General features: G+C 68.2%; 15 protein-coding genes. 9 read left to right on the top strand and 6 right to left on the bottom strand.

Features of this window, described 5'->3' with window-relative positions:
* Positions 1–2: 2 nt before the first annotated feature.
* Together BU124_RS05515 and BU124_RS05510 are read left to right on the top strand one after the other, a co-directional pair.
* Positions 3–986: a TniB family NTP-binding protein gene (locus BU124_RS05515; RefSeq protein ID WP_084861459.1), complete on the top strand. Its 984-nt coding sequence runs from the start codon at positions 3–5 to the stop codon at positions 984–986.
* Positions 983–2,818 carry a TniQ family protein gene (locus BU124_RS05510; RefSeq protein ID WP_084861458.1) on the top strand — a complete coding sequence of 612 codons (1,836 nt, stop codon included), beginning with the start codon at positions 983–985 and terminating at the stop codon, positions 2,816–2,818. Before BU124_RS05515 ends, BU124_RS05510 begins: the two co-directional genes overlap by 4 nt.
* 464 nt (positions 2,819–3,282) lie before the next feature.
* Here BU124_RS05510 and BU124_RS05505 read toward each other — a convergent pair whose 3' ends face one another.
* The 3 genes from BU124_RS05505 to BU124_RS05495 all read right to left on the bottom strand — a co-directional run bounded on the left by BU124_RS05505 (position 3,283) and on the right by BU124_RS05495 (position 8,282).
* Positions 3,283–5,967, bottom strand: coding sequence for a DEAD/DEAH box helicase (locus BU124_RS05505; RefSeq protein ID WP_084861456.1), 2,685 nt, complete (start codon positions 5,965–5,967; stop codon positions 3,283–3,285).
* 2 nt (positions 5,968–5,969) lie between these two features.
* Positions 5,970–7,469: a site-specific DNA-methyltransferase gene (locus BU124_RS05500; protein ID WP_245831616.1), complete on the bottom strand. Its 1,500-nt coding sequence runs from the start codon at positions 7,467–7,469 to the stop codon at positions 5,970–5,972.
* Between the two features lie 120 nt (positions 7,470–7,589).
* Positions 7,590–8,282 carry a sulfotransferase family 2 domain-containing protein gene (locus BU124_RS05495; protein ID WP_084861452.1) on the bottom strand — a complete coding sequence of 231 codons (693 nt, stop codon included), beginning with the start codon at positions 8,280–8,282 and terminating at the stop codon, positions 7,590–7,592.
* 197 nt (positions 8,283–8,479) lie between these two features.
* Between BU124_RS05495 and BU124_RS05490 the strand changes: the two genes are divergently transcribed.
* The 6 genes from BU124_RS05490 to BU124_RS05465 all read left to right on the top strand — a co-directional run bounded on the left by BU124_RS05490 (position 8,480) and on the right by BU124_RS05465 (position 14,882).
* The gene (locus BU124_RS05490; RefSeq protein ID WP_084861450.1) at positions 8,480–9,496 is read left to right on the top strand and encodes a hypothetical protein; all 1,017 of its coding nucleotides are present in this window, start codon (positions 8,480–8,482) and stop codon (positions 9,494–9,496) included.
* A gap of 371 nt (positions 9,497–9,867) precedes the next feature.
* On the top strand, positions 9,868–10,794 hold the full coding sequence (locus BU124_RS05485; RefSeq protein WP_084861449.1) for a lipid A-modifier LpxR family protein: 927 nt from the start codon (positions 9,868–9,870) through the stop codon (positions 10,792–10,794).
* A 138-nt stretch (positions 10,795–10,932) separates the two neighbouring features.
* Positions 10,933–11,997: a Hint domain-containing protein gene (locus BU124_RS05480; RefSeq protein WP_084861448.1), complete on the top strand. Its 1,065-nt coding sequence runs from the start codon at positions 10,933–10,935 to the stop codon at positions 11,995–11,997.
* Positions 11,998–12,148: 151 nt separating this feature from the next.
* Positions 12,149–12,769 carry a 30S ribosomal protein S4 gene (rpsD, locus tag BU124_RS05475; protein ID WP_084861447.1) on the top strand — a complete coding sequence of 207 codons (621 nt, stop codon included), beginning with the start codon at positions 12,149–12,151 and terminating at the stop codon, positions 12,767–12,769.
* A gap of 110 nt (positions 12,770–12,879) precedes the next feature.
* Positions 12,880–13,962 carry a histidinol-phosphate transaminase gene (hisC, locus tag BU124_RS05470; protein ID WP_084861446.1) on the top strand — a complete coding sequence of 361 codons (1,083 nt, stop codon included), beginning with the start codon at positions 12,880–12,882 and terminating at the stop codon, positions 13,960–13,962.
* The gene (locus BU124_RS05465; RefSeq protein WP_084861445.1) at positions 13,962–14,882 is read left to right on the top strand and encodes a prephenate/arogenate dehydrogenase family protein; all 921 of its coding nucleotides are present in this window, start codon (positions 13,962–13,964) and stop codon (positions 14,880–14,882) included. Before hisC ends, BU124_RS05465 begins: the two co-directional genes overlap by 1 nt.
* Here BU124_RS05465 and BU124_RS05460 read toward each other — a convergent pair.
* From BU124_RS05460 to BU124_RS05450, 3 genes are all read right to left on the bottom strand, one after another.
* On the bottom strand, positions 14,879–17,227 hold the full coding sequence (locus tag BU124_RS05460) for a peptidoglycan -binding protein (protein ID WP_084861444.1): 2,349 nt from the start codon (positions 17,225–17,227) through the stop codon (positions 14,879–14,881). The two genes, BU124_RS05465 and BU124_RS05460, sit on opposite strands and share 4 nt — an antisense overlap.
* Before the next feature lie 3 nt (positions 17,228–17,230).
* Positions 17,231–18,409 carry a biopolymer transporter ExbB gene (locus tag BU124_RS05455; protein WP_084861443.1) on the bottom strand — a complete coding sequence of 393 codons (1,179 nt, stop codon included), beginning with the start codon at positions 18,407–18,409 and terminating at the stop codon, positions 17,231–17,233.
* Between the two features lie 70 nt (positions 18,410–18,479).
* Positions 18,480–19,001 (bottom strand): gamma-glutamylcyclotransferase, encoded by a 522-nt coding sequence (locus tag BU124_RS05450; protein WP_084861442.1) that lies wholly within the window; start codon positions 18,999–19,001, stop codon positions 18,480–18,482.
* A 70-nt stretch (positions 19,002–19,071) separates the two neighbouring features.
* Between BU124_RS05450 and BU124_RS05445 the strand changes: the two genes are divergently transcribed.
* The gene (locus BU124_RS05445; protein ID WP_084861441.1) at positions 19,072–20,076 is read left to right on the top strand and encodes a DUF2125 domain-containing protein; all 1,005 of its coding nucleotides are present in this window, start codon (positions 19,072–19,074) and stop codon (positions 20,074–20,076) included.
* The last annotated feature ends 44 nt before the right edge of the window (positions 20,077–20,120 follow it).

Here is a 20,120-nt window from a genome sequence, read left to right as displayed (position 1 = left end):
TCATGCCCGACCATGAGGCCATTGACCGGCAGGTCGAAACCCTGCGCAACATGTATGTGGGCTCGGAACGGGACGCGGAATTCGCGTCCCACCTCCGGCGGCTGCTCAAGCGCGACGCCGAGGGCACCCTGCGTCCCGAGCCGTGCAAGTTCACCCGGACGGGTGAGACGCGCGGCATCCTGCATATCGGGGAGCCGGGCAGCGGCAAGTCCTGCCTGGTGGATCACGCGCTCGCGAAACAGACCGGGCTGGCCGAAGGTGACTTCGGCCAGCCGCTTTATCTGAGCTGCTCGGTGCCGAGCCCGGCCACGTTCAAGAGCGTGACGCTCGCCCTGCTCGAGCAGACCGGCTACACCGGCACGCCCAAGCGCATGGAAGCCTGGTCCCTGTGGCAGCTCCTGCGCGAGCGGCTGAGCCTGCTGGGCATCGTGGTGCTCTGGCTCGACGAGGCGCATGACCTGTTCTGCGCCGACCGCAACCTGATCCTGCGCGCCATCAAGACCCTGATGCTTGGGGATGATGCCGTCGTGGTGATCCTGTCGGGCACCGAGGACCTCTGGCGCGTGATCCGGACCGATCCGCAGGTCCAGCGGCGGTTCTCGGTCATGCGCTGGTCCCCGCTGACCGTGGAGCGCGACGGCGAGGCGTTCCGTGATCTGACCGGCGCGTTCTGCAGCCGCGTCGGGCTGACCCCGCCCGTCGAGGGGGATGTGATCGGCCGGCTGTTCCACGCATCGCGCTACCGGTTCGGCCGGGCCATCGAGATGATCATCAACGCCATCGAAACCGCCCTTCTCGCCGAGGAGGGCCATCTCGGGCTTGATCATTTCGCGGAGGTCTGGGCCATGGCCGAGGGCGCTCCGGCCACGGAGAACGTGTTCTGGGTGGACCGGTGGTGGCTGATCGATCCCGATCCGGCCGAGGAGGTCGAGGCGGCTGCGCCGACGCGAAAGCGCGGCGGCGCAAACCGGAGGGCGCGGGCATGAGACCTCTGTTTCCCGTCCTGCCGTTCGCATCTGACGAGACCCCGCTGTCCTGGGCGGCCCGGCAGGCGGCCTTCCACACCGGCGGGCGCCTCGCCCCGTTCCTGAATGATTTCGACCTGCGCCTGTCCGCGCTGGCCTCCGGCGAGCGGGACACGGTTCTGCGGATGTGCGAGATCGCGGGGCAGGACCCCGCACCTGTTCAGCGCAATACCATCGCGGCCACCGGCAAGCGCCGGTATCGCCTGCGGGATGAGGATATCTCGGTGGCGTTCACCACCGGGCCGGTGACCCGGTATTGCCCGCTTTGCGTGAAGGAGGACCGCGCGTCGGAGCCGCGTCCCGGCGCGGGGCTTCGGCACAGGCTCGCATGGCGTCTTGCGCCGGTGCGGACCTGCGCGCGTCACAAGCTTGCCCTCGTCGAGGCGCGCAGCGGCACGTGGGACGACATCGCCCACGAACTGCAGGTAATCGTGCCGCAGGATGAAGCGGCGCTCGACAGCTTGGCGGCGGCGCAGACGCAGCGTGCGCCATCGCCCCTGCAGGACTGGGTGCTGGACCGCCTCGCGGGGCGCTCCGGGCCGGACTGGCTCGATGCGCAGGGGATCGAGCAGGCCGTGCGGGCGACCGAGATGCTGGGCGCTGTCCTCACCTTCGGACCGGACCGCAAGGCCGCCGAGATGACCGGGCAGATGTGGGATGCCGCCGGGCGCGCGGGCTGGGACGTCACCGCCGGGGGCGAGACGGCGATCCGCGCGGCCTTGTCCGAGCTGATGGAGACGGGCCCGCGCAGCCGCGGCATCGCGCGCCCGCGCGGATGTTACGGCATGCTGTTCAGCTGGCTCTCGGCCAGCCGGCTCGCCCGGGATCCCGGGCCCATCCGGGATATCCTGCGCGCGCACATCCTCGACACCGTCCCGGTGACCCGCGGGCATGTCGTTCTGGGCACGCCGGTCACCGAGCCGCGGGTCGGCACCGTTGCAAGCGTCGCGGCCGCCGAGGGGCTGCATCCGCTCACGCTGCGCAACATCCTGGTCGCCAAGGGCGTTGTGCCGGTCAGCCGGCAGCATGATCCTTGCGGCCATATCATCGTGCGCCACGCCGAGGTCGATCCCGTCGTCCACCGCCTGAAAAACGCGGTCCCCGTCACCCAGCTGCCCGCTATCCTCGGTGCGTCGCGCCCGCTGGTGGCGGCCTTGCTGGACCTCGGGCTTCTGCGGCGGGTCCAGGACCAGGCGCTGCTGGTCAGCAAATGGGGCAAGGCGGTCGAGGGGGCCGATATCGACGCCCTGCGCGCGCGGCTCGAGCGCGACGTCGCGCCGGTCGAGGTACCCTCCGATCAGCTCGTCCCGTTGGCCAAGGCGGCCGAAAAGACGCGCCTGCGTCTCACCCGGATCCTCGAGCTTCTGTTCGCAGGGCACCTGACGCGGGCCCGCCGGCTGCAGAACGCGGAGGGCTTCGCGGCGGTCCTCGTCGATCCGACGGAAATCAAGCGCCTGGTCGAGACGCCGCGCCCCGGCATGCGCGCCTCGCTCGCCTTCATGATGCTCGGGGTGTCACCCACGGCCGGACGACGGCTCATCGCGGACGACGACGGCGCGCCGCTGCTGCAATCCGACGGGCAAGGGTCGGACCCGTGGATTGGTCCCGAGGCGATGGCCGCGTTCCGTCGAACCTTCGCGATCAAGAAACGTCTGTCGCTCGAAACCGGACTGAAATCAGGGACGGTCGATCGGATCATCAAGGAGCACCGCGTTCCACCGATCTTCGATCCCCGCAGAATCGGGGCGACGATTTACCGGCGGTCGGACCTGCCGGAGGCCCTGACCGTCTGAACCCCTCCTAACCTGTTGATCATGCCGCCTTCGGGCGGCATTTTTTTGGGAAAATCGATGGTCAAGAATGCTGTGTTTCATGGTCAGAACGGCCGCCGCCTGTGAGGGGCAATTCAATAAAAACAATGCCTTATGATGGGGCAAATGGACAATAATTCAGGTGTCCGACAGATGTGTACTGTAAAATCCCCCATACTTTTTCCAATATGGGGGATTTTTCCCCCTCGTACCCCCTGTTTTCTTCTACTGTCGCGTAACCCATTGAAAAATAAGGAAGTGCAAAATGCCGCTCCGGCAGGAGCGGCGTTCATGCTTAGGTACGGCTCAGGCCTTCTCCCCGATTGACGAGCGTAGCCCCGCCGGTCAATCACAGCCCGTAAGACACCCGGGTTCTTTTCTTCCACCTCCCCTTCCGCGGCTTCACGCCCCGGCATGCCGGCGTGGCGGCTTTTGCACCGCCGTTCTCAATCCTGTCTCGCAAGGGCCGCTCTCATCTGGTCCTCCATTCCCGCACCGTGCGCGATATTGCGCACCATTAGGAACACATTCCCCGTAGTGCGCGCCCATATCCTCCCGATGGCGTCCTTTTCGCGCGCCTCCGGGGCGCCGATCAGGTGTTCGCCCTTGTACTCCACCACGAACAGCCGACCATCTATTATCTTGGCGACAAAGTCCGGGAAGAAACGGCGGCCGACACGGGGCAGCGAAAACGAGTCCGGGTGCCGGGCGACGTTGCGCACCCAGACCTCGACCTCATCGAGGCTGTCGAGGCTCCAGGCGCACTGGAATTCTTCTCCGTTCAGATCGCCATCGATAAGGGGCGCACGGTCGGCGCCGAGCAGATGCCGCTTGAACCGGAGCGCGCCGATCGGCTGAGTCGGCACAGTCTGGTAAATCGTATCATCGAACCGGACCAGGCGGCTTTCCGACCAGGTCGGTTTCGCCCCCGCGTCGAACAGCGCGATTTGATGCGCGCGGAAGCGTTCAGCGTCCCGGATCGCCTGGATTTTCCACCGGATACGCGCGGCGATCTGATGCTGCCAGTCGATCAGGGTGCGGATGCTGATCTCCCTGGTCGTGACCAGATCGGCCACCACGGCGGCGATCCAGGGCAGCATCTCGGCCTGCGGTATGTCCGGCACCCGGCACTCACGCTCCAGCCATTGCACCAGCGATGCCTCGAGGTCTGCGCCCGACGGAGACGTCAGCCCCGACAGCACCGGTTGCTCTTCTGTCGTGCGGGTATAAACCAGTTTTTCACCATCAAGGTCGATCTCGACGACATCCTGCGACTGGTGAAAGCTGAGCTCCTGCTCGGTCAGCCGCGCGGGGAACCGATCCAGCGACCAGTCGACGCGTTCCATGATCGCGTCGGTTTCGGCGGGGAAGGTCTCGCCCTCCATCTCAACCAACAACCGGGGGACCTCGATCACATGGCCCTTCTGGGCCAGCGTGCGGCTGGCCTCCACGCTGGCGCGATGCTTTTCAAGCTGCGCGTCGAAATGCTGGCGCTCCGCGTCGGGGGTGATGTCCCGCACTGACGCAACCACCGCGTCGGTCACCTCGCCTTTCACGCCGACGGTCAGGGTGCCGTTATCGCGGGGGATATACTCAACACCAGCGTCCTGCATTTCGTTGAGCCGCGCGCGCACGGCGTCGCTGTCGGGCACGGTGACCTGCAAGACGGGCTTGGGGCGCACCGGATCGGGGTCGAACAACTGCCCCTGGTCATCGGCCTCGACGCCCCGCGGCTTGAGCGACTCGCGCACTTCCTCGTCGGTGAAGCCCATGTCGATCAGCTTGTCGGTCAGCGCCTGTGCCGCCTCGCGGAACGACGGCTCGGAGACATGCGCATAGGCGCAGTTCAGGGCCGCATCCTTGCGCCGTGCCGCATAGGGCATGCGCAGGACCCGGCCCAGCAGCTGCTCGACAGCGCCCCGGCTTTGCAGCCGTTGGGTCGCGCAGAGCACATAGGCCGAGGGGCAATCCCAGCCCTCCTTCAGGGCATCCACGGTGATCACGTGGCGGGTCTGCTCCGCCGGGTCGCGCAGGTTGACGCCGTCCAGCTCGCGCTGTTCCCCGGTGGCGATCCTGATCCGGCCCTCGGGGATCAGCTTTTCCTCGATCAGGTATGTCTTCAACTCGGCCACCGTCGGATGCCCGGTCCGCGCCTGCGCCTGATAGAGCACCACGGGCCGGATATGGTCGCGGTCGCGCTTGGCCTTGTCCTCGAGCATGTTGCGCGTCGCAACGGCGCCCGTGACCGCCTCGCGCCAGTCGTCATGCGGCCGCACGCGGATGGGCAGCTTGATCATCTCCGCGTCCTTGAGCGCGCGCGCCGTGACCGAATGCAGGATGTTGTTGCGCCCGCGCGGGGTGGCGGTGAATTCCACGATCGCCGCCGGGCGGATGCGGCCCTGCACCTCGCGCGTCAGGCCCGAGACGGCGTTGTGCGCCTCGTCCACGATCATCAGGGGCCGCTGGTGATAGAGCAAGTTGGCAAAGGAAAACTTCACCGCCCCCTCGGTCGGCATGTCGCTCTCGGCCGCCTCCTCGGCCGAGACGACCTCCATCCCCGCGGTCGGCACGCCGGCGAAATGCGGCTCCAGCTCCTCGTGATGGGAATAGACCTTGCGGCCGGTGGTGTTCGACACCCGGAACGCCTGGATGGTCGAGACCACGACACAGGCCGACCGCGCCAGGTCCTGCGGGCGCAGCATCTCGAACTCGGTGATGTCGAAGACGCGCACATGGCCGCCGAAACTTTCGTCCAGTCGGCGGCGGTAGGGGTGCGTCCGGTCCTTGAGCGCCTCCAGCGTCTGGGTCTTGATCGCGTCCGAGGGCACGAACCACAGCGTCAGCGGCCATGTCCGGCGCAGATAGCTGCGGGTGGCCAGACGGATCGTCTCGGCGGCCAGCAGGGTCTTGCCGCCGCCGGTGGGCAGGCGCAGGCAGACATACGGCACATCGGGCAGCCCCTGCAGCGGCTGGTAGGTCCGCGGCTCCGGCGTGCGGCCCTCGAGGCGGGCCAGCTTGTCCTGCGCGTCCACCACGTGCCCAAACGCCTCGGCCGGGCCGCTGGCCATGGCGCGGGCGAGAAAGGCGTCGAGCGTCTCGAGCGTGTCCTGCTGGTATGTCTTGAGCTGCATGGTCACACCCGCGCCGAGATATCATAGGGGGTCTGGCGGAACAGGATGCCCTGCTCCTTGAGCGTGGCCTCCGACAGGCGGCAGGCGGCGCCATAGACCACCAGATCGCCCGCGAACCCCGGCGCGGCCGCTGCGAGGTCATCGCGGATCAGGCGCAGCACCGCGCGGGTCAGGACATTGCCGCCCTGCGCGCTGCGGTCCCTCAGGATGCCGTTGTAAAGCAGGGCCACCGCGCGCGCGTCCTGCACGCCCAGCAGCGGGCCGGTGGGCACCTCGGTCATGGGCTGGCGCGTCTCGGAAAACCAGATGTGGCGGGCGAGGTCGGCAAAGCGGATGGCGGGGTCGATCCGGCCCTCGGCGTCGAACACCGCCTGCCCGAGGGTGCAGAAGCGAAAGCCGCCGCCGCCCTCCCAGCCGACATCCTGCGAGATGCCGCCCTGTTCGCCCGCGATGACCTTTTGCAGGCGCAGGGCGCAATGGCTGCGGGCATGCGCGCCCATTTCCACCCCGATCCAGCGGCGGCCCATCTTGTGCGCCACGGCCGCCGTGGTGCCGGAGCCGAGGAAACTGTCGAGCACAAGGTCGCCGGGGTTGGTGGCGATGTGGAGGATGCGTTGGAGGAGGCGTTCAGGTTTGGGGGCGGCAAAAGGCTCCTCTTTCAAAAGTTCAAGCTGATGCTTCCGGCCATCTTGGTTGTGACCTGCCTCTTCCCATGTCCAAAGGGTCTGCGCCTTTATACCCTTGTTCTTAAGTGATGATAGGAAGCGTTTAAGTGAGGGAACTTTTGCTTTTCCGTCTTTTCCCCAATAAATAAGGTCTTGAGCAACGTGCTCTGCATGCGCCTCAGGGCCATATCCCCAAACGCGTGTCCGCTTTGGCCAGACAACTTCGCCAGTGTTCGGATTAGTAATTGGATAGTATAGGTTAGGGCGCTCGTCGGCATTTTTTGCGCAGGTATAATTATCGGCGCGCCAATCGCCTCGCGGATCGCTGTCAGGATTTTTATATACTGAAAGAGATTTTTCCGGGCGCGGCAATTGCTCTGGCCGCCAAGTAGCCTTTGATTTTGCGTAGACGTGAATGTGATCATGACTTTCGCTAAGCCATAATGTATCGTTGGCGGGCGCATATTTCTTTTGCCACACAACATTACCAATGAAATTCCGCCGCCCGAATATCTCGTCCATCACCACTTTGAGGTAATGCCCCTCGTTGTCGTCGATCGACACCCAGATCGAGCCATCCTCGGACAGGAACTCGCGCAGCAGCATCAGCCGCGGCACCACCATGGCCAGCCATTTGGCGTGCTCCAGGCTGTCGTCGTAATGCTCGAAGGCCGACCGCGTGTTGTAGGGCGGGTCGATGTAGATGCATTTCACCCGCCCCGCGTAGAAGGGCAGCAGCGCCTTGAGCGCCTCCAGGTTGTCGCCCTGCACCAGCAGGCCCTCATCGCCGTGCCCATGGCTCAGGTCGGGCACCGCGTCCAGCAGCCGATAGGGCACCCGGTCCGCCGCGCGCAGGTCCTCGTCCCTCGTCAACCAGTGCAATAGCGGCATGCCCGTCCCTCGTCTCGCCCCCGGATCTTCGCGGCCCGGCCATGGTGGATCACGTTAGGCGATCCCTCAGCGAGAGGAAACCCGGCCCCGCGCGCCCGCCGCGGGCCTGCCGTCGTCGAAGCCGTAGCCGAAGCGCGCGATATCCTCGGCGCAGAGGTCGGCGAGGTAGGCGGCGTCGTCGTCGGTGTAATAGGGACGCCAGTCCGCCGCCCGGCCCGAGGCGTTGCTGTGCGGCAGCACGAGGTCGAAGCCGAGGTGCGCGCGCAGCGCGGCGGCATCCTCGGCCCGGTGTTCCAGCCGGATGTAGAGGTCGCAGTGTTCCTGGCCCGCGCCATCCGTCATGTAGTGGCGATAGGGGCTGGCGCGGATCGCGCGTTCGGTCGACTCGTGGTGCAGGAACAGCGAAAAGGGCAGGGTCCGGGCCAGCGTGACCTGCGGGTGGTCGAAGTCCTGATCCTGCAGCCAGTGGTAATAGCTGACCATCCGGTCCCAGGGGTTGCGGACGAGGGTGAAGGTGAAGAGCTCGGCCATCTCGGCGCGTGTGACCAGCCCTTCGGCGTCTGCAAGGGTCGCGTGTTTCCACAGCCGCCCGGCGCTCGCCACGCCCTTGAGCCGCTTGCGCCGCCGCTGCGCCTTCGGGGTGTCGCCGATCAGCACGTCATCGGCCATGGCGCGGTCCTCCAGCGCCAGCGCCATGGAGGTGCCGCCGGTCTTGGGGATATGCACGAAGATGTAGCGGCGCCCGCGCGACAAGATCATGGATGCAGTCTAGGGCGTTTGGCGGCGGCTGGGAACGGGGTTTCGCCGGGCCGGGGTGGCCCCCGCGTGACGCGCCCTTGCTGCGCCGTTCCCCCCGGCCGGCCCGGCCGGTCGCGCGGCGCGGGCGGTTCAAGTGGCGTCGGCCGTCGATCTGTCCTATCCTGACACCCGACAAGGTGGCAGGGCAGGCCCCGCAGATGACCGCACTCAAGGAATTCGCACGGCTGGAGAGCGAGGGTCTCTGGCGCGCCGATCCGCAGGATCAGCGGCGCGAGGTGATCCTGACCTTCGGCGACGCGACCCTGGTGATCACCGACAGCGCCGGGCGGGCGCTGGCGCACTGGTCGCTGCCGGCCATCGCGCGGATCAACCCAGGCGAGCGCCCGGCGCTGTTCACGCCCGACCCCGAGGCCAGCGAGACGCTCGAGGTTGCCGACGCAGTCATGATCGACGCCATCGAGAAGGTGCGCAAGACGATCCTGCGGGCCCGGCCCCGCCCCGGGCGGCTGCGCAACCTCGGGCTCGCGGTCGTGGCGCTGGCGCTGGTCGCGCTGGCGGTTTTCTGGCTGCCCGGGGCGTTGGTGCGGCAGGCGCAATCGGTGGTGCCGCCGGTCAAGCGGGCCGAGATCGGGGAGGGGCTGCTTGGCCATATCCAGCGGTTGACCGGGCCGGGGTGCCGCACGCCGCTGGGGACGGCCGCGCTGGCGCGGTTGCACACGCGGGTGCTGGGCCCCGATGCGGGCGGGCGGATCGTCATCGTGCCCGACGGGCCGGACCGCGCGCTCTACCTGCCCGGCGGCCTGATCGTCATGGCCAGCGACCTTGTCGAGGATACCGAGGACCCTGCCGTGGTGGCCGGCCACATCCTGGCCGCGCTCGGCCGTGGACAGGCCGAGGACCCGCTGGTCGGCGTGCTGGAGCACGCCGGCCTTTGGGCGACCGTGCAGTTGCTGACCACCGGCGATCTGCCGTCCGACGGGCTGCGCGCCCATGCCGAGGCCCTGCTGACGGACCCACCCGATCCGCTGCCGACCGATCGGCTCATCGCGCTCTTCGATGCCGCGCAGGTGCCCAGCACGCCCTTTGCCTATGCCCGCGACATCACCGGCGAAAGCACCTTGCCCCTGATCGAGGCCGATCCCATGGCGGGCCGGACCGGGCCGTTGCTGTTGACCGACGGAGACTGGATCAGCATCCAAGGCATCTGCACCTGACGCGCCGAGGGCGGGCCGGGCCTGTGATCTTCGCATTCGGGCCGGGGATTGATCCGAACCGTATCATATTTCCGTTGCTGTCGCCCTCCGGCCCCGCGTCCGGCCAACCTGCCGGCGTCAGCCGCATCGTTGCAGGATTCCGGCAAACATCCCCCGAGTTCGACCCCTGATAGGTCTTGCGCAAGATCGGCAATGTGCAAGGGTGCGGTTGTTGTCCGGTGCCCTGTCGAGCGTGGCGCCGGAGGGCGCCGGGCCATTGCATCCGGGTCACAGGGTGCGGGCGTCGAGCGGAAACCGCTCGCCTTCCGGGCGGGTTTTGGTCTAGGCACGTCCCGCCGTGGGGGCGCAGAGTTCTGGGAGTCGTACCGACAATGACGCCACGCCGCCTGTTTCTGTGCCTCGCGCTCGGGCTTGCCTCGGGACTGCCCGCAACCGCGACCGCGCAGGCGCGCGAAACGCTCGGCTGGGGCCGAATACTCAACAACGATTTCCTCGGCGATGGCAAGGATCGCTGGCGCAGCTCGTCCTACGGTGTCTCGCTCGTTCGGGGGCCGGATTGGGACGGGGGCCTGCCCGCGCGGCCCGGAGAGATTCTTGAGTATCGCGTGCGGGGCGAGATCGTCGCGCCGCGCGCCCTGACGGGGCCGGAGCGCAAGGACCGCGCCTTTGCCGGCACGCTCGGCGTCGGGCTGCACACGCACTGGGCTATGGGGCGCACGGAACTCAGCGCGGGGCTGGACCTTGTCGCAACCGGCCCCCAGACGGGCTGGGCCGAGGCCCAGGACTGGTTTCATGACGTCGTCAACGAACCGCGGCCCTCGGACTTCGTGGTGGAAAATCAGGTGGCCGACGCCCTGTATCCGACGGCCACGGCGGAACTGGGATACCCGGTCAAATTGACGCCGGGGCTGGCTGCGCGGCCCTTCGTCGAGACGCAATACGGCATCGCGGACCTGTTGCGCGTCGGCGTGGATTTTCGGCTTGGCACGCTGGGCGACGCTGCGCTGGACCTGCGAGATCCGACCACGGGCCAGCGCTACCGCGCCATCGCGCAGGACGGGTTCGGCTGGGAATGGGTGGCCGGGGCGGACTACGCTCTGCTGGGCGATAGCGCCTTCTTTCCCGACAGCTTCGGCACCCACGCGCGCGACACCCGCTGGCGCGCGCGGCTGGGCACGCACTGGCAGGGCGCGCGCGACGTCACCTTTTTCTACGGCGCCACCTACCTGTCCGAGGAATACGTCGGTCAGCCCGAGGGGCAGGTCGTCGGCTCCATCAAGCTCAATCTCAACTTCTAGGGCGCGACGATTTTTCAACGCTTTCGGAATTAGTTGCACGCCACCCTTGAAGTGACTTGATCGCCCCGAATCACCTCTGTTAACGATTTGAGCAGAACCCGCACGCAGAGGCGGGACATACAGAGGCATGAGACAGGCATGAAAACGGGCTTGAAAGGCACGTTCGTCATTTCCTGGTCGCAGACGGAACTGGATGGGTTCTGGTCCGCCCCGCTGGAACAGCTGGGTGTCGGCACGACCTGGTCCTGGGCGGGCGAAGCGGTGCGGGTCGACGGGCCGGCGGATGTCCTTCCGCTCGGCGCGGCCAAAGGCGAGGTTGACCTGAGGCGGCGCGCGGCAATGAGCGTGCGCCGGTTGTTGAAAGCGGTCGAGGCCGACACGCGGCGGCTGGACGAGGTCGAGGTCGCGGCGCGCGGCGTCGAGCAGGGGTTCACCGTTACCGACGGCCACACGACATGGACCGTAACGCTGATCGATGGCGAGGCGACGCAGGCGCGGCTGTGCATGTTCATCGGCGACCCGCCCCCGCGGCATACTGATCTCTGGGTAGTCAATCACACCCTCGAACGCCCGGCGCGCGACCAGTCGGCCGCGCCCGGCGGTGTAATCTGCTTCACCCCCGGCACCCTGATCGAGACCGAGCACGGACCGCGCCCGGTCGAGCGCATCGAGGCCGGTTGCAAGGTTCAGACCAAGGACAACGGCTGTCAGGAGGTGCTCTGGACCGGGCAGCGCCGGATCACCGGCGCGCGGCTCTATGTCATGCCCGACCTGGCGCCGGTCCGGTTGCAGCGCGGAGCGCTGGGCGCCGAGGTGCCCGACCCCGGACTTCTGGTGTCGCCGGATCACCGGGTCACGGTCCGCGGCGCCCCGGCGCGCAGCCTGTTCAACACCGACGAGGTGCTGGTCGCCGCCCGCGACCTGGTCAATGACCGCTCGATCATCGTGGACCGCAACCAGCGCGAGTTGACCTATCATCACATGCTGTTGCCCGGTCACGAGATCGTATTCGCCAACGGGGTCGAGACAGAGAGCTTCCACCCCGCCTCCGCCGGGCTGGAAACCCTGGGCGATGACGACCGCTCGCGCCTGCTGGCGCAGGTGCCGGAGCTTTCGCGGGACGTGACCGCCTATGGCCCCTACGCACGGCGCGTGGTCTCGGCGACCGAGGCGGCGATCCTGCGCCACGACCTGGTGGCCTGAGCCCCCCGCATGGCTATTGACAGCCCTGCCCGGCCCGCGTATCCGACGCGCTCATTGGTGTTGGTGGACCCCGCAAGGGGAAACCTGTCGCCCCGGCCAGATCCGGGGAGGAGGACAACGCCCTTCGAAAATTGACCGAAGGAGATCAGCCGTGACCAAACGCACGTCTGCCAAGTACAAAATCGACCGCCGGATGGGCGAAAACATCTGGGGTCGGCCCAAATCCCCCGTCAACCGCCGCGAATACGGCCCCGGCCAGCACGGCCAGCGCCGCAAGGGCAAGGTCTCCGACTTTGGCCTGCAGCTGCGCGCCAAGCAGAAGCTCAAGGGCTATTACGGGGACCTGACCGAAAAGCAGTTCCGCCGTATCTTCGCCGAGGCCGAGCGCCTGCGCGGCGACACGGGTGAAATCCTGATCGGCCTGCTGGAACGCCGGCTGGACGCGGTGGTCTACCGCGCCAAGTTCGTCGCCACCATTTTCGCGGCGCGCCAGTTCGTGAACCACGGCCACGTCCGCGTGAATGGCAAGAAGGTCAATATCCCGTCCTACCGCGTCAAGGAAGGCGACGTTGTCGAGGTGCGCGACAAGTCCAAGCAGCTGGCCGTCGTGCTCGAGGCCACGCAACTGCCCGAACGCGACGTGCCCGACTACATTGAGGCCGATCATTCCAAGCTGACCGCGACCTTCACGCGCACCCCCGGCCTGTCGGACGTGCCCTATCCGGTCATGATGGAACCGAACCTCGTCATCGAATACTACGCGCAGAACTGATCCTGTCGGTTTCCATGCCGGGGCCGCGACGGGGAACCGCCGCGGCCCTTCGCATTTGCGGGTGGTCGCCACAGCGCACCGGCGCTAGAACGTGCTGCAAGGAGGTCCGGATGACCAAGATCGAACCGCAGCCCGGCATCATGGAAATCGCGCCCTACGTTGGCGGCCAATCGGCCATCGCCGGGCGGACGGATGCGCTCAAGCTGTCGTCGAACGAGAACCCGCTGGGCCCGCCGCCGGCCGCTGTCGAGGCCATCGCGCAGGCCGCGCGGACGGCGCATCTCTACCCGTCGACGGATCACGCCGACCTGCGCGGGGCGATATCTCAGGTGCACGGGCTGGAGGCCGACCGGGTGATCTGCGGCGTTGGGTCCGACGAGGTGCTGCAATTCGTCTGCCAGGCCTTCACCGGGCCGGGGGACGAGGTCATCCATACCGCGCACGGCTTTGCCATGTATCCGATCGTGGCGCACATGGCCGGGGCCACGCCGGTGAGGGTGGCCGAACGCGACCGCGTGGTCGACATTGACGCGATCCTCGCCGCAGTCACGGAGAGGACCCGGGTTGTCATGCTGACCAATCCGGGCAATCCCACGGGCACGATCCTGCGGCAGGCCGAGTTGACCCGGCTGGCCGACGGGCTGCCGGGCGACGTCATCCTCGTGCTGGACTGTGCCTATATCGAGTATGCCGCGGGGCACGATGGCGGCGTGGACTTGGCGCGGACCCGCGACAATGTCCTGATGACGCGCACCTTTTCCAAGCTCTACGGGCTGGGCGGGCTGCGCATCGGCTTCGGTTATGGGCCCAAGGCGCTGATCGAGGTGCTGATGCGCATCCGCCAGCCCTTCAACCTGTCGGGCGTGCAACTGGCCGCGGCCGAGGCGGCGCTGCGCGATCCCGACTGGGCCGCCCGCTGCGTCGGCTTGAACGCCGACCAGCGGGCACGGCTGACCGAGGCACTGCGCGGGATGGGCATCGCCTGCGATGACAGCCATACCAACTTCGTGCTGGCCCGCTTCGCCGACGCGGACGAGGCGGGCGCGGCGCATCAGGCGCTGCTGGATGCGGGGATCATCGTGCGCCGCGTTCCCGGTTACGGTTTTCCCGAGGGCCTGCGGATGACCGTGGGCGACGCGGCGCAGACCGGCCGCCTGATCGCGGCGCTGCAGGACTGGCGCGAGGCCGCGTGATGGCGCAGGAATACGACCGCGTGGCGCTGATCGGGCTGGGGCTGATTGCCTCGTCGATGGTCTGGGGCATCCGGCGGGCAGGGCTGGCCGGCGAGGTCACGGGCCATGCCCGCTCGCCCGAGACCCGCGCCATCGCGCGCGAGATCGGCCTGTGCGATCGCGTCTGCGACAGCGCCGCCGAGGCGGTGCAGGGTGCCGACCTCGTGGTGCTCTGTGTACCCGTGGGGGCCATGGGCGCGGTCATGGCCGAGATCGGCCCGGCGCTGCAACCGGGCGCGACGGTCAGCGATGTCGGCTCGGTCAAGCGCGCGGTGATCGAGGCGGCGGCGCCGCACCTGCCCGATAACGTGCATTTCGTCCCCGCCCACCCGCTGGCGGGCACGGAACAATCCGGGCCGCGGTCCGGCTTTGCCGAACTCTTCGACAACCGCTGGTGCATACTCGTCCCCGACGGGGCCGCGCCCGAGGCCACCGCGCGGCTGCACCGCTTCTGGCAAGGGCTGGGGTCGAACACCGACGAGATGGACGCCGATCACCACGACCTGGTGCTGGCCGTCACCTCGCATACCCCGCACCTGATCGCCTACACCATGGTGGGCGTTGCCGACGACCTGCGCCGCGTCACCGACAGCGAGGTCATCAAGTATTCCGCCGCCGGCTTTCGCGACTTCACCCGCATCGCCGCCAGCGACCCGACCATGTGGCGCGACGTCTTTCTGACGAACAAGGACGCGACGCTGGAAATCCTGGGCCGCTTCACCGAGGAGCTGTTCGCGCTGCAAAGGGCGATCCGGCAGGGCGACGGCGAGATGCTGCACGACTATTTCACCCGCACGCGCGCCATTCGCCGCGGCATCATCGAGGCGGGCCAGGACACCGAGGCGCCAGACTTCGGCCGCGCGCCCCTGCGCAAGGGCTAGCGTTCGGTCAACTTCAACTCGATCCGGCGGTTCTGCGCGCGGGCCTCGGGGCTGTCGCCCTCGGCGATGGGTTGATACTGCCCGAACCCGTTGGCGGCCAGCCGGTCTGGCGGGATGCCGAGGAAATCCGTCATGTAGCGCACGACCGACAGCGCCCGCGCCTGGCTGAGTTCCCAGTTGTCGGCATATTCGCCCTGGCCCGACAACGGCACGTTGTCGGTGTGGCCGTCCACCCGGATGATCCAGTCGATCTCGGGCGGGATTTCGTCGGCGATGTCACGCAGCAGGCTGGCGACCCCGGCGATCTCGCGTTCGCCGGCCGTGGACAGGGTCGCCTCGCCCGGCTCGAACAGCACCTCCGAGGAAAACACGAAGCGGTCGCCCTCGATGCGCACGCCCTCGCGGCCCTCGACGATCTGGCGCACCTGGCCGAAGAAATCGGAGCGGAATTTCTCCAGCTTCTCGGCCTCGGCGGCCAGCCGTTCAGCCTCGGCCTCTTCGAGGGCGCGGGCGCGGCGTTCGGCGGCCAGGGCCCGGATGACGGCGCTGTTGAGGTCTTGCGTCAGCGACTCGATCTGCAACTGCGAGTCGGCCTCGGCGTCCTCGGCGATATTGAGCAGGTTCTGCAGCCGGCCCAATTCGCTGCGCAGGGTGGCGACCTGTTCGTTCAAGGCCGCGACCCGGCGCTGGCTGTCGGCCGAAAGCGCCTCTTCCTCGGCCAGTTCGCGGTTGGCCTGGGCCAGGAGCGCGGCCTGGCGCCGCGCCTCGGTGGTGGCCGTTTCGGCCGCGGCTTCGGCTTCGGACCGCGCGGCGAGGGCCTGGGCGAGGCGCTCTTCCAGGCTGGCCTGCTCGGTGGTGGCGGTCTCGGCCCGTGATCGGGCGGTTTGTGCCGCCTCTTCCGCCGCTTCGGCCCGGCTGCGGGCGCTTGCGGCCTGCTCCTCGGCCTCCTGCGCGGCCAGCAACGCCTCGGACAGGCGATCCTGCAGGTCCCGCCGGTCCGTCTCGGCCTGGTCGCGCGCCAGCACGGCGGCGGCCAGCTGTTCCTCGATCCGGGCGAGATCGGCCTCTTTCTGCGACAGGGCCTCGTTCAGGGCGGTGCGCGCGGCCTCGAGGTCGGCCTCGGTCTGGTCCTGCGCGGCCAGCGCCGCCGTCAGCCGGGCGGCGATCTCCTCGCGCGCGGCCTGCGATTGGGCCAGACGGCTTTGCGCCTCGGAAAGCTGCTCTTGCGTCTGTGCCAGGTCGCTCTCGGTCCGCGCCAGCTGCGCCTGCGAGCTGGAAAGCGCGTCTTCCGTGTCGGACAGCTCGGACTGGGTCTGCGACAGGCTCTCCCGTGTCCGTGACAGCGTGCCTGCGGTCTGTTCGAGTTGCGACAGCGCGGCGGCGAGGCGCTCGTCCAGCGCCACGGTGTTGCCCTGAGCCTCGGCCAGCGCCTCCTCGGCTTGCTGCTTGGCCAGCAAGGCATTGGCGAGGTTCTGGTCCAGTTCATCTCGCGCGTTGCGGGCGGCGGCCAGCAGGGTCAGGGTTTCCTCGGCCTCCTTGCGCTGTTCCTCCAGCGCCAGCGTCATGGCCGTCAGTTCCGCATCGGCGTTTTCGAGGCGTTCGCGCAGGGCCTCGGCCGCGGCGGCCTCGGCCAGCCGGGCCTGTTCAAGTTCGGATATGCGCGCCTCGGCGCTTTCGGTCTCGGACTCCAGCCGGGCGATGCGGTTGTCGGCGGCGCTGTTGGCCTTCTCCAGATTGGCGATCAGCGCCTCGAGCGCGTCGCGACGGGCGGCCGCCAGCCGGGCGCTTTCGGCCTGGGCGTCGATCTCGTCGCGGGCCTGCGCGACGGCCGTGGTCAGCGCCTCGTTCTGCGAGACCAGGTCCTCGCGCGTTTCCTCCAGCTCCGCGATGCGGGCCTCGTCCTCGCGCCGCTCGGCCAGAAGCCCGGCAACCCGCGCCTCGAACCCGGTGATCCGTGACTCGGCCTCGGCCAGGGCCTCGGCGCGGGCGTCGCGTTCCACGGTCAGCCGGTCGATCACGTTGGTCTGTTCGGCGATCCGGCCGCGTGCGTCGGACAGCTCGGCGCGGACCCGGCCCAGGTCATCCGAGAGAGTGCCCACCTGCTGGCCCAGCGCGGCCGAGCGATCCTGTTCGGTCGCCAGCGCCGCGCTCAGCGCGGCGACCTCTTCGGAGAGTTCCGACAGGCGGTTTTCCTGTCCCGAGATGGTCTCGCGCAGGGCGAACTGGATCACCATGAAGATGGTCAGCACGAACATCAGGACCAGCAGAAGCCCCGTCATCGCATCCACGAAGCCGGGCCAGATCGACGCCTGGAACCGGGCCCCGGTCCTGCGGCTGAGCGCCATGCGTCACGACCCTCCGTCGGTCTGGTTCTGCCGCGCGGCGCGCCTCTGGTTCTGACGCAGGCTGCGCGCCAGCGCGGCGACCTCGGTGCGCAGGTCCTGCACGGTTTCCTGGCGGCCCGCCGACATCTCTTCGAGGATGCGCATCAGCCCGACGTCGATCGAGCGCAGGCGCATCCGGCTCTCGGGGTCGATACCCTCCATGCCGCTGTCCTTCATGGCCTGCACCAGGGCCTCCTGGCTCTCGGCGATGCGGGCAAGCTGTCCGGGGGTATCGTCCTGCTCCAGCCGCTGGGCCAGCCGTTCCACGGACCCGGCCAGCACCTGCAGGCGTTCGTCCACCTGCGCGTGGCCGTCATCGGTCTGGATCACCATGCGTTGCAGCACTTCCATCTGGTCGGACATCTGGTCAACGATGCTTGCCAGCGCGCTGGTCTCGCTGCCGTCGTCGTCGGCCATGCCGACCCGCGTGATCGAGGACAGCCATTCCTCGAGTTCGCGGTAGAAACGGTTCTGCCCGTGGCCGGCGAAAAGCTCCAGCAGGCCCACCACCAGCGACCCGGCCAGGCCCAGCAACGACGAGGCGAAGGCCACGCCCATGCCGCCCAGCTGCGCCTCGAGGCCCCGTTGCAGGCGGGTGAAGATGTCGACGCCGCTCTCACCCTCTTCGGGGTTCAGCGACCGGATCGTCTCGACAAGCCCGGGCACCGTCGTGGCCAGCCCGTAGAACGTGCCCAGCAGCCCCAGGAAGATCAGCGTGTTGACGATGTAGCGGGTGATCTCGCGGTCCTCGTCGATCCGCTGCGCGACGGACTCGAGGATCGAGCGCGAGGACGACGACGACAGCTGCATCCGCGCCCCGCGTGAGCGCAGCAGCGTCGCCAGCGGCGCCAGCAATTGCGGCGCGCGGATCACCTCGTGGCCCGGGCGGGCCAGCGCGAAGCCCTCGATCCACCGAACCGAGCCGATCAACTGGTAGACCTGCCCGAAACACGACAGCACGCCGATCACGAAGACCAGCCCGATGAACCCGTTCAGGTAGGGATTGGCCAGGAACACGCCGGAGACGCGCGGATAGGCAAAGACGGCCCCTGCGGAGACCAGCCCCAGCACGATAAGCATCGAGATGATCTGCCGCACGGGTTGAGAGAAATGTGGCTCTGCCTCGGCGTCCCGTGTCGCCATGAATAGCACCGGTGTTGTTCTTTCGCCGGACCATAGGGTGTCACAGGCCAAAACCCAAATGAAAAAGGGGTTATCGGGCGAGCCGGGACACCCGTTCGGCCAGCCAATCCATGTCCGGATCGTGGATGCCCATCTGCGTCAGGTGGGCGTGGGTGTTGAGCAGATACTCGCGGTTGGGGCCGCGCCCGCCGACGGCGCGGGCGATCATCTGCGCCTGGGTTTCCAGCGGGTAGTCGACGTATTGGCGGTGGTCGGGATCGATGACATAGGCCAGCGCCTCGACCGTGCGGCCGTCGGCAAGGTGCAGCGGCACATGCCGTTCGTGATAGGCCGCCGAAACCAGCTCGCGCTCGCGCAGGTAGGCCAGCACGGCCTCGGTCTCGTGCGGGGCGGCCTGCAGGGCGACGCCGGTGCACCGCGCGCCGGGGGCGTGGTCGAGCGCCAGCACCAGGCCGGGGGTTTCGCGGGTGCCGCGGTGATGGATCGAGAGCATGCAGAAACTGCGATGGTAATCCGCCAGCACGGCGGTGACCTGGTCGGCGGGTGCGAACCCGGGGTTCCACAGTAGCGATCCGTATCCGAACACCCACATGATCTGGTCTCTGGCCCTTGTTGCACCGTCCCTGTAAACACCAAGCCGAGGACGGGCGAAAGGGCAAGCGATGCGCTGGCTGACGATCATCGTGGCGACACTGGCCGCGCTTTACGGCGGCTACTGGGTCTACACCCGCGGCGCGGTCGAGGAGGGTATCGCCACCGCTCTGGCCGAGGCCGAGGCGAGCGGCCGGGTCGAGATCAGCCACGCGGGCTGGTCCACCGTCGGCTTTCCCTCGCGGTTCGATACCACCTTCGAGGCGCTGCGGATCGAGGACCGGGCGACGGGACTGGCCTGGCAGGCGCCGTGGTTCCAGGTCTTTGCCCTGGCTTATCGCCCCAACGAGGTCATTGCCGTCTGGCCCGAGACCCAGAGCCTTGAGGTGGCGGGGCGCAAGATCACCCTGACCACCGAGCGGATGCGCGCAAGCGCCCGGGTGCGGGCCAACGCGGCGCTGTCCTTTCAGCGCGCAACGCTCGAGGTCGACGCGCCGCGGCTGCAGGGCCTGGCCGATGGTACCGACCTCGCCATGGCGCGGCTGCTGGCGGCGATGCGCGCGGCCCCCGATGTCGCCAACGGTTACGACGTCTTCGCCGAGGCGCAGAGCTTGGTGCTGCCCGCCGGCTGGCGCGAGGTGCTCGACCCCGAGGGCGGGCTGCCCCCCGTGATCCGGCAGTTGCGGCTGGATGCCACGGCCAGGTTCGATCAGCCGCTGGACCGCTTTGCCGGCGGCGCGGGGCCGGTGGGGGTCGAGTCGGTTTCGGTGCGCGAATTCGGCGCGCACTGGGGCGACATGGCGGTCTCGGTCATCGGCGACGTGACGGCGGATGCCGCCGGGCGCGCCGCGGGCAGCCTGACGCTGTCGGTGACGGGGTGGCGCCGGGCTCTGAAGATGGCCAGCCGTGCCGGCCTCGTGGACGAGGGGTTCGACGTGACCCTGGCGACCATGGGCGAGGCGCTGGACGAGACCCCGCAGATCGCCGAGACGCTGACCGTCACGCTGGTCCTCGACGACGGGCAGGCGCGGCTGGGGTCGCTGCCCATGGGCCCGGCGCCGGTGTTGCGGCCCTGAGGCCGCCGGGGTGGTGGTGTTGAGGGCGCGGTCGCATTTGTGCC

Source organism: Salibaculum halophilum, assembly GCF_002094885.1.
Classification (GTDB): Bacteria; Pseudomonadota; Alphaproteobacteria; order Rhodobacterales; family Rhodobacteraceae; genus Salibaculum; species Salibaculum halophilum.
The sequence above is the reverse complement of the archived record's forward strand: the minus strand, read 5'-3'. Positions and strand labels throughout refer to the sequence as shown.